Source organism: Hungatella sp. (assembly GCF_046966825.1).
Genome location: NZ_JBKVCZ010000144.1, coordinates 1 through 15911, shown reverse-complemented (window position 1 = coordinate 15911; position 15911 = coordinate 1). Strand labels below are relative to the sequence as shown.

The following is a 15911-nucleotide window of genomic DNA, read 5'->3' as shown; positions in this document are numbered from 1 at the left end:
TTCAGGACATTTTCATTTTTGCTTTACACAGGAAAATTATAAAATTTTTTATCCAAATCGAGAATCTTTGACGGAAGCTTTTTTCCGTGGTATACTGTTTCCACGTGGCGACAGGAGGTATTTCATGAAGAAGAAACGCAGAAAAAGAAAAAGTGCATGGGCCGTTTTTTTTAAGCCTATTAAAGTGATATTCTCAATTTTTTTAATTCTGATGATTCTGGGGCTGGGAGCTGGCGGTATCGTATATCTGAAGTTCGGGGATGAGATTTCGGCCTGTAAAGAACGGGCGGATCAGATTGTGGCACAATCGAAGAGAGAAGATTTTTCGCAGCCATCGGATACCAGGATCTACGATTCAGCGGGACAGGTGATCGGAATTATCAACACAGGACATTATGAGTATGTACCGATTACAGAAATCAGCGAGAATCTGCAGAATGCGTATATTGCCCAGGAGGACAAGCGTTTTTATAAGCATCACGGTGTGGATTTTATCGGCCTTGCGAGAGCGGGTGTGGCTCTGGTTAAGAATAAGGGAGAGATTACCCAGGGCGGCAGCACCATCACGCAGCAGGTCATTAAGAATACGTATTTAACGCAGGAAAAATCATTTATCAGAAAGATTACGGAGATATTTGCGGCGCCTCAGATGGAGGAAAAGTATTCCAAAGCCGATATCCTGGAATTTTACTGTAATACTAATTTCTATGCAAACCGCTGTTACGGAGTGGCCAAGGCCAGCCTCTATTATTTTAACAAAGAGGCAAAGGATTTAACCGTTTGGGAAGCGGCCACCCTTGCAGGAATCAGCAACAATCCGTCACGCTATAATCCGGTGGCCCACCCGGAGGCAGCCCTGGAAAAGAGAAATAAAATTATTGACAACATGCAGAAAAATGGCATGCTCACGGAGGCAGAGTGCGAGGAAGCGAAGGCACAGCCGCTTACGGTAGCCAAGGTAACCGAGGAAGGGACGAAGGAGACTTACCAGTCCAGCTATGCGGTCCACTGTGCGGCTCAGGAACTGATGAAGAACGACGGCTTCGAGTTCGAATACACCTTTGCCGATGAGACCGCTTACAACGATTATAAGGAGCGCTATCAGGAAGCATACCAGGAGAAGAGCGATTTGATCCGCAACGGCGGGTTTGAGATTCATACAAGCCTGGACAGCACGCTTCAGACGCAGCTTCAGGCAGGTATCGATGAGACGCTGGCGAAGTTCACCGACGTCTCGGAAAATGGGAAATACGCGCTTCAGGGAGCCGCTGTCTGCATCGATAACCGGACCGGCTACGTGGTGGCGATTTCCGGCGGACGGGGAACCGATGATGAGTATAACAGAGGATTTTTAAGCAGACGTCAGCCCGGATCGACGATCAAGCCGCTGATTGACTACGCGCCTGCTTTTGAAACCGGGTATTACTACCCGTCGAGAATCGTAAACGACCATTTATTTGACAAGGGGCCGAAGAACAGCGGTAATAAATATTACGGTGAAGTCTCCGTTAGGGAGGCTCTTAACCGGAGTTTAAACACGGTCGCCTGGCAGGTGCTGGCGGATATCGGTGTGGATTACGGAACGAGCTATCTCGATAAGATGCATTTTGTGGGACTCAGCTATCTGGATAACTGGAATACCAGCATGAGTATCGGTGGATTTACCGAAGGCGCACGTGTCGTGGACATGGCAAGGGGGTACTCCGTTCTGGCCAATGGCGGCATGTACAGCAACAATACGTGTATCACCGGCATTGACAGTCAGTACGAGGGCGACCTCTATCAGGAAAACCAGCCGGAGGAACGTATTTTCACTGAGGACACGGCATATATGGTCACTGATGTCTTAAAAGGTACTTTAAACCAGCCATACGGTACAGGATACGGTCTGGGACTCTCGATACCGGCAGCGGGGAAGACGGGAACGACCAACAGCAGTAAGGACACCTGGTTCTGTGGCTATACCAAATACTATACCACCGCTGTCTGGGTCGGTTACGATACACCGAAAGCCATGCCGGGAGTATACGGCAAGACGTATGCCGGTAAGATCTGGTATGATTTTATGAAGCAGTGCAATGAGGGCCTTCCGGCTGAGGACTGGGTTATGCCGTCAACGGTGGCCTACTACAATGTGGACTCCAGAGGCGAGAAAACCAGCCAGGAGACCGGGAAACAGGATCTTTTTTCTTCTGTGGCAGAGCAGAATGCGAGGTCCAACTCCAAGAAGTGGGATGAGGAACAGAGGATGAAGGAAGAAAACTCCAGGGCTGCTGCCGAGCAGGCATCCAGAGACGCCGCGGCACAGGGCCAGGAACAGGCGGCCGCAGGGCTTACGGCACTGATCGGTGAATTAAATGGCCTGACTTACCGGGATGAGGCGACACAGGAGATGATCAGCCAGGGACAGTCGATGCTGGACCTGCTGACCGGAACGGAGCAGTATGATGCTTTGAAGCAGCAGTTTGATGAGGCGGCAGGCAGGGCGGAAGCACTTCCTTATGAGGAACAGAGCATACCGCCGTCCCAGGAGATTGGGCCGGGAATCACCCATGAGGCGAGACCCGGCGAGGCCCCCTCCAGCACGGAGGAGGTCACCTCCGGCCAGGCCCCTGGAGTGCAGCCGGGTGCGGCGCCAGGCGGATTCGAAGCAGTCGGACCGGGCGGTCAGTAAGGAAGGAAAACAATCGCTACGTTAAAAAGGAATTTTGAATAACTTTTCTTTTTAACGTAGTTTTTTTGTTTTCTTCACTTACAAACCGGTTTCCTATGTAAACAGATGGAACAGCCGGAGTGCAGAGCGCATCGGACAGATTGCCATCATGACGGCGCACGGGACAGGCCAGGGGAACAGTATTAGTCTCTCCGCCACAGGAGAAAAAAGCGCTTGCCTGGATAAATAATCCTGTGTTATACTGCTGTCATAAACGGATGACAGCCTTTATAAGAAGCTATCGCCACCGGAATCCGGTTTCTTCCGTATTCCTTTCTGCCAATTTCATCAGGCATTCTCTGTCCGGTCGGACTTAAGAATTCCCATTTTACAAAAAACACATGTAAGTAATACTGAAAAAATAAGCAGGGCTATTGTCTGTTTTACGAATAAACATTATAATGGAGATAGGTTCTTATATAGCTGGAAACGGAGGCTATATGAGCAATGAGAACGATGCATACGGCAAAACGGAGATACCGGCCAATTTCCCGGCGGAAGACCTGGTATTAAAGAGTGCCATGCAGTTTTTCAAGGATGAATTACTGTCATACCTGGGAATTACGGCGGAGCCGGTAACCATAGGGCCGACAGAGTTTGTCCACCTGGAGGCAAAGCATTTATATGAAGATTTTAATTTCATCAAGCCTGACCGGAGCTGGATTCATCTGGAGTTTGAGAGCGATGGAATCAGGGAGGAGGATCTGCGGCGCTTCCGCAGCTATGAAGCGGTCACTGCATTTATCCGTAGTGTCGATATCACGACGTATGTGATCTGCTCATCGACGGTAAAGGAGATTCGATTTGAGTTAAACACAGGGTATAATACATACCGGATCATACCGGTCCGTTTAAAGGACAGAGACTCAGATGAACTGTTTGCCAGGCTGTTCGAAAAGCAGAAGCAGGGAGTAAAACCGAAGCGGGCCGATCTTGTCCCGTTGCTGCTCGCTACTCTGATGTCCGGGAACACAGATCAGAAAGAGCGGATTATATTGGCGAACCGCCTGATCACAGAATCCGGCACGATATCAGAGTCAGACATGGTAAGGATGCAGGCAGTCCTTTATACCCTTGCTAACAAGTTTCTGTCAAAAGACGATTTAAATCAGGTAAAGGAGGCGCTGTTCATGACACCATTGGGACAAATGCTGGTAAACGATGGAATTGAAAAAGGAATGGAAAAAGGAATTGAAAAAGGAATGGAAATGGGTATGGAAAAAGGAATTAAAAAAGGAATCGAAAAGGGCGCGGGCGCTCTGATTTCCGCATGCCAGGAAGTAGGACTTACCTATGACAGTACCCGTAAAAAACTGATCGAGAAGCTGGAATTGGATTCTTCAACTGCATCCAGATATATGGAAGAATTCTGGTCCGCGTTCACTAAACAGTAGGTTGTATTTTGGGGTTGCTTTTTATTCGGATAGCTGTTATGCTAGATGAGGATTTAATAAAACAAGCGAGGATTCCCCCCGCCTCTATAGGCGAAGGGAGGAAACGTCAAAAACAAGCTTAACGGCAGTGGCAGGCGGAGAAAAATAGGTATCCTCCACTGACATGAAGTCAAGCTGCGCATCTATAAGATGTAGTCGCACTCTGTGAAATTATCGAGAGTGGATTGAATCAAGAAATGAGTTAAAATAAATGATGAAGGGAAGTGAAGCAGAGTGGAAGGTCGAAGTCAGAAGATGGAAGCAGACAATTATCATAAGCGAGTGGTAGTGTGGGCAGAGTCGATGACTTCGGAACTGCTCTGTCTTCACTGCCGTTAAAGAATAGTCTTTTGCGCTTATGATAGCCATTTCCTGGGGGTATATCCATCAGGGATGGCTATTTTTGCGTGCTGCTTCCACGGTAAACCGCACTTGAAAAATAAGGTTCGTATGGAAGGAGAAGAAAAATGCAGGAGAATTTTAACATGGAAGAACTGATGGACCTGCTGCTTACCCGTCAGTTCCGTAAATTAAAAGACATATTGACAGAGATGAACGAGGTGGATATCGCCACCTTTATCGAAGAACTGGATTCAGAGAAGACGGTGGTAGTCTTCCGGATGCTGCCCAAGGAGCTGGCCTCGGACGTATTTGCGTGCCTGGAGGTGGATAAGCAGGAGCATATTATCAACAGCATCACGGACTATGAACTGGGGACCATTGTGGATGATCTGTTCGTGGACGATGCGGTTGATATGCTGGAGGAGCTTCCGGCCAATGTGGTAAAACGTGTGCTTAAAAATGCCAGGCCCGACACGAGAAAACTGATCAACCAGTTTTTAAACTATCCGGAAAACAGCGCCGGCAGCATCATGACGGCAGAGTATGTAGGGCTTAAGCAGTCCATGACCGTGGAGCAGGCGTTTGCCTATATCCGGAAAAACGGGGTGGATAAAGAGACTATTTACACCTGCTATGTCATGGATGCGAAACGGAGGCTGGAAGGTGTTGTCACGGTAAAGGACTTACTGATGAATCCCTACGAGGAAATAATCGGAAATATCATGGATACCCATGTTATTAAGGCTTTTACCACCGAAGATCAGGAAGAAGTGGCGGACAGCTTCCAGAAATACGACCTTTTGAGCCTTCCGGTGGTAGATCATGAAGAACGCCTTGTCGGTATTGTGACGGTGGATGACGTGGTCGATGTCATGGAACAGGAGGCAACCGAGGACTTCGAAAAGATGGCGGCCATGCTTCCCAGTGAAAAGCCGTATTTAAAGACAGGAGTCTTCCAGCTGGCCAAAAACAGGATTGCCTGGCTGTTGATTCTGATGATCAGCAGTATGATAACCGGCGGAATCCTGGCAAAGTACGAGGCCGCTTTCGCGGTGATCCCGCTTCTGGTAACCTTTATTCCCATGCTGACCGACACCGGCGGCAACGCAGGAAGCCAGAGCAGTACCATGATTATCCGTGGTATGGCAGTAGGTGAGATTGAGCCGGGCGACTTATTTAAAGTGCTCTGGAAAGAGCTGCGTGTGGGAATTATCGTCGGAGCCATTCTGGGCTTTGTCAATTACGTCCGCCTCGTAATTCTTTATCCGGGCAAAGAAATGCTGTGCCTGACCGTGGTACTGAGCCTGATGGTAACCGTCGTTATTGCCAAAACCATCGGATGCGTGCTCCCGATTGCGGCAAAAGTGTTCCATATGGATCCGGCTATCATGGCGGCTCCGCTGATTACAACGATTGTGGATGCGGTGAGCTTGATTATTTATTTCCAGTTGGCGTGTTCGCTGCTGGGCTTATAGAATAGGAGGTACGCCCCATGTCTTCCGGGTGTTTTGGGGAGAGGTGGGGCGTGGGAACCAAACCATCCGGAAAATATGGGGCTGGGTACTGGCCGCCGCTAGAGATTTATGTGAAAGGGAGGCGGTGGGACAGCAGTCCGGATTGCTTCCGTGAAATCTGAATACCAGTAGAGAAAAAGTAGTGTTTTGCAGGATACGAAAAGAGAGTATTATTTATGATAGAGTATAAGAAAATCAGTGATTTTCCAAAAGGAACATTATACAGTCAACTAAGGAGTGCATATTCTTTCCATGATAGTTTTAAAAAATATTGGGAAGAAATGTGGAAAGAGTATGACTGCTTTTTTTATTCTAATTTAGATATTGCAGACAAATGTGGATTCATAACTGTCTTGAATGGGAATGCAATCGGTCACATTTCATGGGATCCGAGGAATAATCCGGACTATGTGATCATAGGTCATAACTGCATTTTAAGTGAATATAAAGGCTGCGGTTATGGGAAAGAGCAATTGCGGGAAGCAATTGCAAGAATTAAAAAGGGCGGGACCCAAAAAGCTGTTGTAACAACGAATGGTATACTAATACCCGCTCAAAAAAATTATGAAAGTGTGGGATTTAAGAAAACATTAGTAAGAGAAAATAAAGATACACCATTTGCAGGTGACTATATAGACTATGAACTGATATTTTAATCAGAATAACCGTTTTTAGCGTGAATCCCCTTCTCCATCTCCCTCCGCCTCTCCTCCATCACTGGGGCGTACGCCCTCTCATTATTTCCATGTATTCCCTTTACAATCCCCGCATAATATGCTACACTTTACCTATCGTAATGTTTTTATAAAAATAACGCTTGAGAGAGGAGGAAATCAATGACCACAGGAGCAGTTATACTTGCTGCGGGCCACAAAAGCTCGACTACCAGCTTCCAGCCCATGCTGCCGGTCGGGGACACGACTGCGGTGAAGCGGATTATCATAACGCTTCAGAGAGCCGGCGTGGAGCCGGTGGTGGTGATTACGGGAGACAGGGGAGAGGAACTGGAAAAGCATATTTCCAAGATGCGCGTGGTATGCTTAAGGAATGGAGAGTATGCGACGACTCAGCTGTTCGACAGTATCTGTATGGGATTAAACTACATCGAGGACCTGTGTGACCGGGTGTTGGTCATGCCGACAAAGGTTCCGCTGCTGCTGTCGGAGACCATCGAAAAGATTATGGAAAGTGAAGCGCCACTGTGCTGTCCCGTATATGAGGGCAGAAGAGGTCATCCGGTGATGATAGCAGCGGACTGGATCCCGAAGATCCTGAACTATCAGGGAGAGTACGGGCTGCGCAGTTTTTTGCGGGAGCCGGAAGCGGATGCGGTGCTGGAGGAGATTCCGGTGGATGACAGAGGGATCATTCAGGCTGTGGAGACGGATGAAGACTGTGCCATGGCCATGAGCGGAAATCATGGCAAGCTGCCGCTTCACAGCCGTATGTCACTCTACCTGGAATGCGACGAAGTCTTTTTTGGACCGGGAATCGCCCAGTTTCTGTCGCTGATCGACCATACCGGGTCCATGCAGACGGCGTGCAAACAGATGCACATGTCCTACAGTAAGGGATGGAAGATTATGAAGACCGCGGAGCGGGAGCTTGGCTATCCGCTATTAATCACCCAGTCGGGCGGGGCGGAGGGCGGCTTTTCACAGCTGACTCCGAAGACGAAGGACTTTTTAAACCGTTTTTTGCAGATGGAGCAGGAGATGAACAGTCATGCTTCACGATTGTTTGAAAAATATTTTGGAGATGAGAGGTAATGGGGATGAAACAGTTATTCGAAGAGATGAAGCAGATTCTGGAGCAGGGAGACGACCTGGTACTGGTGACGGTGATCGCCGGTTCCGGTTCCACGCCGAGGGGCGCGGGAGCCAGGATGATCGTCAGAAAAGACGGGACAACCATGGGAACCATTGGCGGCGGCGCGGTAGAATATCAGGCGGGACGCATGGCTCTCGATGTGCTGGAGAGTAAAAGCTCCTTCAGCAAGGGCTTTAAACTGGTAAAAGGCCAGGTGGCGGATTTAGGAATGATCTGCGGCGGAGACGTAGTGGTCTATTTCCAGTATGTAAGCCCGGACAATAAGGATTTTCTTGCCATCTGTGAGGAAGGCGTCCAGGCATGTGAGCGGGATGAGGACAGCTGGATCATCACCGATATTACGGATGAGACGGCCTGGGCCGTGGGGATCTATTCGGAAAGCCGCGGATTTGCCGGAATCACCGTGGAAGGCGATATAGAACCGCTGACACAGGCAAAGGCGGTGCAGACCTCCGTAAGCGGCAGAAAATATTACAGTGAACCGCTTCAGAGAGCCGGTACGGTATACGTGTTCGGCGGCGGCCATGTGGCGCAGGAGCTGGTTCCGGTGATTGCCCACGTGGGATTCAAATGTGTGGTTTATGATGACCGCCCTGAATTTGCCAACAGCAGACTGTTTCCGGATGCAGTGAATACCATAGTCGGTGATTTTACAAGTGTCTTTGATAAGGTGACAATCCGTGAGCAGGATTACGTTGTGATCATGACGAGAGGCCATCAGTGTGACTACGACGTTCAGAAACAGGTTCTTAAGACGCCGGCCCACTATATCGGAGTGATGGGAAGCCGCCAGAAACTGATGACACTTGCCGGAAAACTGAAGGCGGAGGGCTTCACCGACCAGGATATCGAGCGGTTCTACAGCCCGATCGGACTGGCGATTCTGGCGGAGACTCCCGCGGAAATCGCCATCAGCGTGGCGGGCGAACTGATTATGGTCAGAGCCAGGAGAGAGGGCCGGACGAAATGACAGATCGCCATCTCTTTTTAAAGGGCCGGTCCGGGGCCGGGAAGACGACGTGTCTCCTGTCCTGTCTGGAGCCTTACTGGAAGGGCGCGGGGGGATTTTTGACCCAGCGCCTGACAGACGGAGACGGTGAGACTGCGGGATTTCGCCTCCTGCCGGTGGAGAACATGAAAAAAATACCTCCCGTGACGAGGGTCTATGAGCCGGGCATAGAGGGCATTTTCATTGAGCGAACACCGGAGGGATGGAGAAAATATCCGGAAGTATTTGAGACGCTGGGAGCGGAGATACTGAACCGTCTGCTGGAACATCCGGAACAGTACCGTTTCTGCTATATCGATGAGATCGGCGGCGTGGAACTGAAGGTAAAGCCGTTCATGGGCGGCTGGAACGGCTGCTCGGGAGTCAGGCCTTCTGTGTCAGTGCTGAAGCATTCGGAAATCTGGCCTCTTTGGGTACGAGAATTCCGCTTCCTGCCAATGCAACTCCGGACAGGGAGTGGCTGGAAGCACAGATGGAGCAGCGCTTCGGCTGCGATTCTGGCGCTGACGGTGGCGAAGCGGAAAATGGAAATCAGGCGGATCATAGACCTGCGGCTTTCCGGAACAACAGAGAAAGGGAGTGAAAAGTGATGGCAGATAAACATCGGGTGCGAGGGCGGCTTACCGCAATGGTGGTCCTGTTTGCCGTTTGCTTTTTCGGTTCCTTCATGCTTGGGAGATATCCAATTGAACCGTGGACGCTGATTCGGGTGCTGGCATCGAGAGTCATTCCGGTTACACCGGACTGGCCTTCACAGGTAGAGACGGTTCTTTTCAACGTCCGCCTTCCACGGGTGTTAATAGCGGCGCTGATCGGTGCCGGACTGTCGGCGGCGGGGGCGGCCTATCAGGGAATATTTAAGAATCCCATGGTCTCGCCGGATGTGCTGGGAGCGTCGTCAGGCGCCGGATTTGGCGCCGCCCTGGGGCTGTTCCTCTCATTCTCCTACCAGGGAGTATCGTTTCTGGCGTTTGTTCTCGGGCTGTCGGCTGTGGGGGCAGTCTGCCTGATCAGCAGCCGCGTGAAATACAACCAGACGCTGGGCCTGGTGCTGGCCGGAATGATGATCAGCTCCCTGTTTACGGCGGCTGTGTCATTCTTAAAGCTTGTGGCGGACCCCAACAATACGCTGCCGGTGATCACATACTGGCTCATGGGAAGCCTGGCCTCGATCCGGCCGAAGGATTTAGCCTTTGCGGCTCCGTGGATCATCGGCGGGATCATCCCCATCTACCTGCTGCGCTGGAAGATCAATGTGCTGACGCTGGGTGAGGAAGAAGCACGCTGTATTGGCGTCAACACCAGTGCGGTCCGGCTTGCCGTGGTGCTCTGTGCGACGCTCATCACATCGGCGGCCGTGTCGGTCAGCGGTCTGATCGGCTGGGTGGGGCTGGTGGCCTCACTTTTGCCCGGATGCTGGTGGGAAGCGACTATCGAAGATGCTTCCAGCTTCTTTGCTTTTGGGTGCGAGCTTTTTGCTGGTGGTCGATAATTTCGCCAGGCTTCTGGCGACCAGCGAGATACCCATCGGAATTCTCACCGCATTTGTGGGAGCGCCGTTTTTCCTCTGGCTGATCCTGAGGGAAGGAAATAAACTTTGAGAGGTGGTAGAATATGGGGCTGATCGTAGAAAACCTGACCTTCGGCTACCGGTGCTTTCCCGTCCTGAAGGGCGTGGATTTTTCCGTGGAAATGGGAAATCTCGTCTGTATGCTGGGGAAAAACGGCGCCGGCAAGAGCACGCTGTTCCGGTGCATTTTGGGCCTCTTAAAGGGGTACCACGGGAAAATCATGGCCGACGGGGTGGACCTCCGAACGCTTAAAGAGAAAGAACTGGCCAGAAAGATTGCCTATATCCCACAGAATCACGATCAGGCGTTTGCCTTTTCGGTTTTGGACATGGTGATGATGGGAACCACATCGTCGATTCAGGGATTAAAGAGCCCTGGCAGGGAACAGCGGGAGGCGGCATTTGATGCGCTTAAGACCATGAGGATCGAGGCGATGGCGGAGCGCTCATACGCGCATTTAAGCGGAGGGGAACAGCAGCTGGTGCTGATAGCCAGGGCGATCGCACAGCAGGCTGGAATTCTTATTATGGATGAGCCGTGTGCAAACCTGGACTACGGCAATCAGGCCAGAGTTATGGAGGAGTTAAAGCGGCTTGCCGGGGAGGGATATTTAATCGTACAGTCTACCCACAGCCCGGATCAGGCATTTCTCTATGCCGATCAGGCTGCAGTGCTTTCAGACGGGGTGATAAAGGCATTTGGAAAGCCGGAGGAGGTGCTGACAGAATCGCTTCTGGAGACCATGTACGGCATACCGGTTCGTTTGATTGATGCGGGAGACACGGGGAGAAAGCTGTGTATGCCCGATCGGGTGAAGGGGGAATAATTATGTGGGAACTGTATGAACGGCTGATAGAGCCGATACCGGACGATGTTCCGGTGGATGAAATAATAGTGGGAACAAGCTGTACCATGGTGAGAGCCGGAGGAGCGGCAGGGGCGGCCGCCAACCAGAGGCTGGAGAGCCGGCCGCGCATCCTGGAGGAAGAGGAATGGGAACGGGGCATGACCTGGAGACAGGCGGCGTCCCTGATTTCCTCCTGGAACTTTCTGGAGGCCGGAATCGGAGCGGCGGCCATCAACGCCTATTATAACCGGGAGTCTGTGCTGATGGATGGAATCGCCGCGTATGAGGGCGTAAAAATCCTGGAAAGCTGTGATACGTTTGCGGCGCCGGGAGACGCATTTTCGGGAAAAAAAGTGGCCACTATCGGCCATTTCCATTATGCGGAGCACTATCTGGAAAAGGCAGGAGAACTCTTTGTTCTGGAGAGGGAACCGCGGCAGGGCGACTATCCGGATACGGCCTGCGAATACATTTTGCCGAACATGGATTACATTTACATAACAGGGTTCACTCTGGTGAATAAGACGCTTCCAAGACTTTTGGAACTGTCCGGCAATGCCAGGGTGATTCTGGTGGGACCCAGCGTCCCGATGGCGCCGGCGCTGTTTGAATTTGGCGTAAAGGAGCTGGCCGGAACACTGATTACGGATAGGAAAGACAGAACGCTACATCCGCCACGGCAGCCACCAGGCGGTAGTGCGTCCGGTATACCCGTGGAGCAGGATATCAGATTTAACAACTAGGGAGGCAATATCATGAAGAAAAGAAAAAACATATGGCTGGGCCTGTCACTCGCTGCAGTCATGATGATGGGACTTGGCGGATGTGCCAAAGGATCCGGAAATGCCGGAGAGACACAGCAGACTGCGGTGGAGACCACTGCCGCGGCGACAGCAGACACGACGGCGGCTTCACAGGAGACGGATAAGGCAGATTCTGCGGCCGGAGATAAGGCTGCGCAGGCGGAAGGAACGAGAATCATCACGGACTCAGCCGGGAGAGAAGTGGAGATCCCTTCGGAAATCACGAAGATCGCGCCCTCCGGTCCCCTGGCCCAGATCGTGCTCTACACGGTGAGCCCGGATAAGCTGGCCGGTCTGGCGGCTGATTTCTCCAATGAGGCGAAGCAGTATATCGATGAAAAGTACTGGGGCCTGCCAAAATTCGGACAGTTCTACGGAAAGAACGCAAGTCTTAACATGGAAGCTCTGATTGCGGAAGCGCCGGATGTCATCATTGACATAGGAGAGGCGAAGAAGACGGTGAAAGAGGACATGGATGCTCTTCAGGAGCAGTTGAATATTCCGGTTATCTTTGTAGAAGCGACGCTTCCCACTATGGCAGACGCCTACGAGATGCTGGGAGATATCACCGGCGAGAAGGAGCAGGCCGGGAAACTGGCGGATTACTGCCGGGCAGAGATCGGGAAGGCAGATCAGAATGCGGCGGCCATTGCTGACGCAGACAGAAAGAGCGTGTATTTTGGACTTGGTGAAGACGGCCTTCACACCAATGCCAAAGGCTCCATCCACGCCGACGTGATCGATCGGATCGGAGCGGTCAATGCGGCCGATGTGGAAGCGGTATCCAGCGGAGGCGGAAGCGAAGTGTCCTTCGAACAGGTACTGCTCTGGAACCCGGATTTGATCATCGTGGATTCCCAGAAACTCTATGATACGCTTACCGCGGATCCCATGTGGCAGGAGCTGGATGCTGTGAAAAACGGGAAAATCTTCAAAATACCGACTGCTCCATACAGCTTTATGAGCAGCCCGCCCTCTGTAAACCGTATGATCGGCATCGAGTGGCTTGGCAGTCTCGTATATCCGGAGATCTATACGTCGGATATTCGGGAAGAAGTGAAGAATTTCTACCAGCTTTTCTATCATATCGATGTGACGGACGAAAAATTGGAGGCAATACTGAAGGGGGCGGTTAGTGGGTAAAGATACGCGGACTTTTGCATAGGGGATAGAGGAAAAGGGAGAGCGGGCGGCAGGGAGGGAAAGGTTCAGGGATTCCGAGGGGGTGGGACTAAGGGCGAACAGCCCCCTCGGAATCCCTGAGTGGTTCCCTCCCTGCCGTCCCCGCTTCCGTTTCCTTGATACCCTCCGCAAAAGTCCGCGTACCTTCCTACACAACCCCCTATATCTAAAAAAATACGCGAAGCCGGGAAATGGCTTCGCGTATTTTCTTCATTTATGCGCAGATAGTTAAGCCTTGTTTACAAAAGACTCGCAGTCTGTACATTCCTTCATGGTCGGATTGGACTCGTGAGTACCTACCTTGATCGCTTCAAGAGTACAGTAATCCTCGTTCTTGGCATGGTAAGTGCAGTTATTGATTGTACAATGGATACATTCGTTCTTTCCGTTTACTAACATAATTCAATACCTCCTTCATCGTTTTATCGGTAATATTATCTGCAGAAATGAAGAAAATATACGGATGAATGTCAGCGCAGTTTTCAAACACGCTCTGGGACTTGTTAGATTGTATGTTTGGGTGTATACTATTTTCATTGAAAAAAATTTGACAGAAAGGCTTTGGGGAGGTCGTTGGGGTGGGACAGAAACAGAAGACAAAACAGGTGATCATGACGGAAGGCGTAATCTGGAAGCAGCTTTTGGCGTTTTCCATGCCGCTTCTGGTAGGCAATCTTTTTCAGCAGCTGTATAATACCGTAGATTCCATCGTGGTTGGAAACTTCATCGGCAGCGAGGCACTGGCTGCAGTTGGTTCCAGCAACTCCCTGATCAATCTGATCATCGGCATGTTTATGGGAATCGCCACCGGCGCGGGAGTGATTATCTCCCAGTATTACGGGGCGAAGGACGATCAGAAGCTTCACTGGGCGGTGCATACCTGCATGGCGCTGAGTCTGATCGGAGGCACGCTGCTGATCGTGCTGGGCGTGCTTCTGTCCCCGCTGATCCTGAAATGGATGGGCACGCCCGAAGAGGTTATGCCTAATTCTGTCGCCTACCTGCGCATCTTCTTCTGCGGTTCCCTGTTCAATCTGGTATACAACATGGGCGCCGGAGTTCTGAGGGCGGTGGGAGACTCCCGGCGGCCTCTCTATTATCTCTGTGTATCCTCTGTGGTAAACATCATTCTGGACATGGTTTTTGTGGTGGTATTCCATATGGGGACGGCCGGTGTCGGTTATGCCACCGTGATTGCGCAGGCAGTTTCTTCTGTGCTTACGGTTCGTACGCTGATGAAAACGGAGGACAGCTACCGTCTGGTTCCTTCCGAGATCAGGATCGACCGGCGCATGATGAAGCGGATTTTAAAGCTGGGCATACCGAGCGGAATTCAGCAGAGCATCATATCCCTGTCTAATGTTATCGTCCAGGCGAACATCAATGGCTTCGGAGCGGCCGCCATGGCGGGCTACGGCGCCTACAGCAAGGTGGATGGCTTCGCCATGCTGCCGCTTCAGAGCTTCTGCATGGCTTCGACCACCTTCACAGGCCAGAATATCGGCGCGAAAAAGGCAAAACGTGTCAAGGATGGGATGTTTCAGGGAATTGCCATCAGCCTGATTTATACGGCCTTTATCTCGGTCATCCTTTATCTAAATGCGGACAAGATTCTCCGCATCTTCTCGCCGGATGAGGCGGTTATCGCCTTCGGGCATACTACCATGGCCATCCTGCTTCCGTTTTACTGGTCCATCGCGATCCATAATATCCTGATGGGAAGTATCCGGGGAAGCGGAAGAACCATGATTACCATGTTGATCGGCGTTGGAAACATGTGTATCCTGCGCATGATATATATTAATTTACTGGTTCCATTTTTTCCGAGTTTTGAGGCTGTCATGTGGTGCTATCCAATCACCTGGATGACGACGATGCTGATGGACTGCGTCTACAGCGCAAAGGCTAAATGGATTCCGAAAGGAGAATAGACGATATGAAACACGGATTTATCCGGGTGGCAGCTGCGACTCCGGATGTAAAAGTGGCTGATCCTCAGTTTAACAGGACAGAAATCTGCGCTCTTATCAGGGCGGGTATAGAGAGAAAGGCGAAGCTCATGGTATTCCCGGAGCTGTCGCTTACCGCATATACATGCGGAGACTTATTCGGCCAGGACGCGTTGCTGTCCGGTGCGAGAAGAGAACTGAAAGAGATTTTAAAGGAGACGGAAGGCTCCGACTTACTGGCGTTCATCGGAATGCCGTGGGAGAGGGGCGGAAAGCTCTATAATGCAGCCGTGGCGGTTCAGAACGGCAGAATCCTGGGCGTGGTGCCGAAGACGAATCTTCCTAATTATGCGGAATTCTACGAGCGCCGTTATTTCGAGCCGGGCAATGAGATTCCGGTGATGGTAAGCTGGGAGGGACACCGTTTCCCCATGGGGACGAATATCCTGTTTGCCTGTGAGGAGATGCCGGGATTGATCGTAGCCGCGGAAATCTGCGAGGACGCCTGGGTTCCGTGTCCGCCTTCGATTCGCCATACGGCGGCCGGAGCGACCGTGATCGTCAACTGTTCAGCCAGCGACGAGACCACAGGAAAGGATATCTACCGCAGAAGCCTGATCACCGGCCATTCCGCCAGCCTCGTCTGCGGCTATGTCTATGCCAATGCGGGAGACGGTGAGTCCACCCAGGACCTGGTGTTCGGAGGACAGAATTTAAT

13 protein-coding genes and 1 pseudogene are annotated in these 15911 nt (G+C 51.3%); 13 read left to right on the top strand and 1 reads right to left on the bottom strand.

Annotation, left to right across the window (positions count from 1 at the left end):
* Positions 1–124: 124 nt before the first annotated feature.
* The 11 genes and pseudogenes from ACLTD4_RS28240 to ACLTD4_RS28190 all read left to right on the top strand — a co-directional run bounded on the left by ACLTD4_RS28240 (position 125) and on the right by ACLTD4_RS28190 (position 13205).
* Entirely contained in the window at positions 125–2674 is a 2550-nt protein-coding gene (locus ACLTD4_RS28240; RefSeq protein WP_055660906.1) for a transglycosylase domain-containing protein, read from the top strand.
* A 479-nt stretch (positions 2675–3153) separates the two neighbouring features.
* Positions 3154–4107, top strand: coding sequence for a hypothetical protein (locus tag ACLTD4_RS28235; RefSeq protein WP_117623905.1), 954 nt, complete (start codon positions 3154–3156; stop codon positions 4105–4107).
* A gap of 506 nt (positions 4108–4613) precedes the next feature.
* Positions 4614–5963: a magnesium transporter gene (gene mgtE / locus ACLTD4_RS28230; RefSeq protein ID WP_055660910.1), complete on the top strand. Its 1350-nt coding sequence runs from the start codon at positions 4614–4616 to the stop codon at positions 5961–5963.
* A gap of 215 nt (positions 5964–6178) precedes the next feature.
* On the top strand, positions 6179–6658 hold the full coding sequence (locus ACLTD4_RS28225) for a GNAT family N-acetyltransferase (protein ID WP_117623906.1): 480 nt from the start codon (positions 6179–6181) through the stop codon (positions 6656–6658).
* A 180-nt stretch (positions 6659–6838) separates the two neighbouring features.
* On the top strand, positions 6839–7771 hold the full coding sequence (locus ACLTD4_RS28220; RefSeq protein WP_055660914.1) for an NTP transferase domain-containing protein: 933 nt from the start codon (positions 6839–6841) through the stop codon (positions 7769–7771).
* A gap of 5 nt (positions 7772–7776) precedes the next feature.
* Positions 7777–8802, top strand: coding sequence for an XdhC family protein (locus ACLTD4_RS28215; RefSeq protein ID WP_181991320.1), 1026 nt, complete (start codon positions 7777–7779; stop codon positions 8800–8802).
* Complete coding sequence (locus tag ACLTD4_RS28210) at positions 8799–9431, top strand: nucleoside-triphosphatase (RefSeq protein WP_412331748.1); 633 nt, start codon at positions 8799–8801, stop codon at positions 9429–9431. The genes ACLTD4_RS28215 and ACLTD4_RS28210 overlap by 4 nt, the downstream gene beginning before the upstream one ends.
* A pseudogene (locus ACLTD4_RS28205) lies at positions 9431–10442 on the top strand (FecCD family ABC transporter permease). Before ACLTD4_RS28210 ends, ACLTD4_RS28205 begins: the two are co-directional and overlap by 1 nt.
* 13 nt (positions 10443–10455) lie before the next feature.
* Complete coding sequence (locus ACLTD4_RS28200) at positions 10456–11238, top strand: ABC transporter ATP-binding protein (protein ID WP_055660922.1); 783 nt, start codon at positions 10456–10458, stop codon at positions 11236–11238.
* 2 nt (positions 11239–11240) lie between these two features.
* Positions 11241–12002 carry a Rossmann-like domain-containing protein gene (locus tag ACLTD4_RS28195; RefSeq protein ID WP_412331747.1) on the top strand — a complete coding sequence of 254 codons (762 nt, stop codon included), beginning with the start codon at positions 11241–11243 and terminating at the stop codon, positions 12000–12002.
* A 12-nt stretch (positions 12003–12014) separates the two neighbouring features.
* Positions 12015–13205, top strand: coding sequence for an ABC transporter substrate-binding protein (locus ACLTD4_RS28190; protein WP_117623910.1), 1191 nt, complete (start codon positions 12015–12017; stop codon positions 13203–13205).
* Between the two features lie 267 nt (positions 13206–13472).
* Here the strand turns inward: ACLTD4_RS28190 and ACLTD4_RS28185 are convergent, their stop codons facing one another.
* The gene (locus ACLTD4_RS28185) at positions 13473–13643 is read right to left on the bottom strand and encodes a DUF1540 domain-containing protein (protein WP_070102457.1); all 171 of its coding nucleotides are present in this window, start codon (positions 13641–13643) and stop codon (positions 13473–13475) included.
* Between the two features lie 179 nt (positions 13644–13822).
* On the opposite strand from ACLTD4_RS28185, the gene ACLTD4_RS28180 reads away from it, so the two are divergent.
* Together ACLTD4_RS28180 and ACLTD4_RS28175 are read left to right on the top strand one after the other, a co-directional pair.
* The gene (locus ACLTD4_RS28180; protein WP_242354381.1) at positions 13823–15175 is read left to right on the top strand and encodes an MATE family efflux transporter; all 1353 of its coding nucleotides are present in this window, start codon (positions 13823–13825) and stop codon (positions 15173–15175) included.
* Between the two features lie 5 nt (positions 15176–15180).
* Positions 15181–15911, top strand: a 731-nt coding sequence (locus ACLTD4_RS28175) for a nitrilase-related carbon-nitrogen hydrolase (protein ID WP_412331746.1), incomplete at its 3' end; no start/stop codon positions are given.

What these genes read in the sequence shown, in the direction of transcription:
- ACLTD4_RS28240 (WP_055660906.1), top strand. Translation starts at nt 125, where the DNA reads ATGAAGAAGAAACGCAGAAAAAGAAAAAGTGCATGGGCCGTTTTTTTT.
- ACLTD4_RS28235 (WP_117623905.1), top strand. Translation starts at nt 3,154, where the DNA reads ATGAGCAATGAGAACGATGCATACGGCAAAACGGAGATACCGGCCAAT.
- mgtE (WP_055660910.1), top strand. Translation starts at nt 4,614, where the DNA reads ATGCAGGAGAATTTTAACATGGAAGAACTGATGGACCTGCTGCTTACC.
- ACLTD4_RS28225 (WP_117623906.1), top strand. Translation starts at nt 6,179, where the DNA reads ATGATAGAGTATAAGAAAATCAGTGATTTTCCAAAAGGAACATTATAC.
- ACLTD4_RS28220 (WP_055660914.1), top strand. Translation starts at nt 6,839, where the DNA reads ATGACCACAGGAGCAGTTATACTTGCTGCGGGCCACAAAAGCTCGACT.
- ACLTD4_RS28215 (WP_181991320.1), top strand. Translation starts at nt 7,777, where the DNA reads ATGAAACAGTTATTCGAAGAGATGAAGCAGATTCTGGAGCAGGGAGAC.
- ACLTD4_RS28210 (WP_412331748.1), top strand. Translation starts at nt 8,799, where the DNA reads ATGACAGATCGCCATCTCTTTTTAAAGGGCCGGTCCGGGGCCGGGAAG.
- ACLTD4_RS28200 (WP_055660922.1), top strand. Translation starts at nt 10,456, where the DNA reads ATGGGGCTGATCGTAGAAAACCTGACCTTCGGCTACCGGTGCTTTCCC.
- ACLTD4_RS28195 (WP_412331747.1), top strand. Translation starts at nt 11,241, where the DNA reads ATGTGGGAACTGTATGAACGGCTGATAGAGCCGATACCGGACGATGTT.
- ACLTD4_RS28190 (WP_117623910.1), top strand. Translation starts at nt 12,015, where the DNA reads ATGAAGAAAAGAAAAAACATATGGCTGGGCCTGTCACTCGCTGCAGTC.
- ACLTD4_RS28185 (WP_070102457.1), bottom strand. Translation starts at nt 13,643, where the DNA reads ATGTTAGTAAACGGAAAGAACGAATGTATCCATTGTACAATCAATAAC.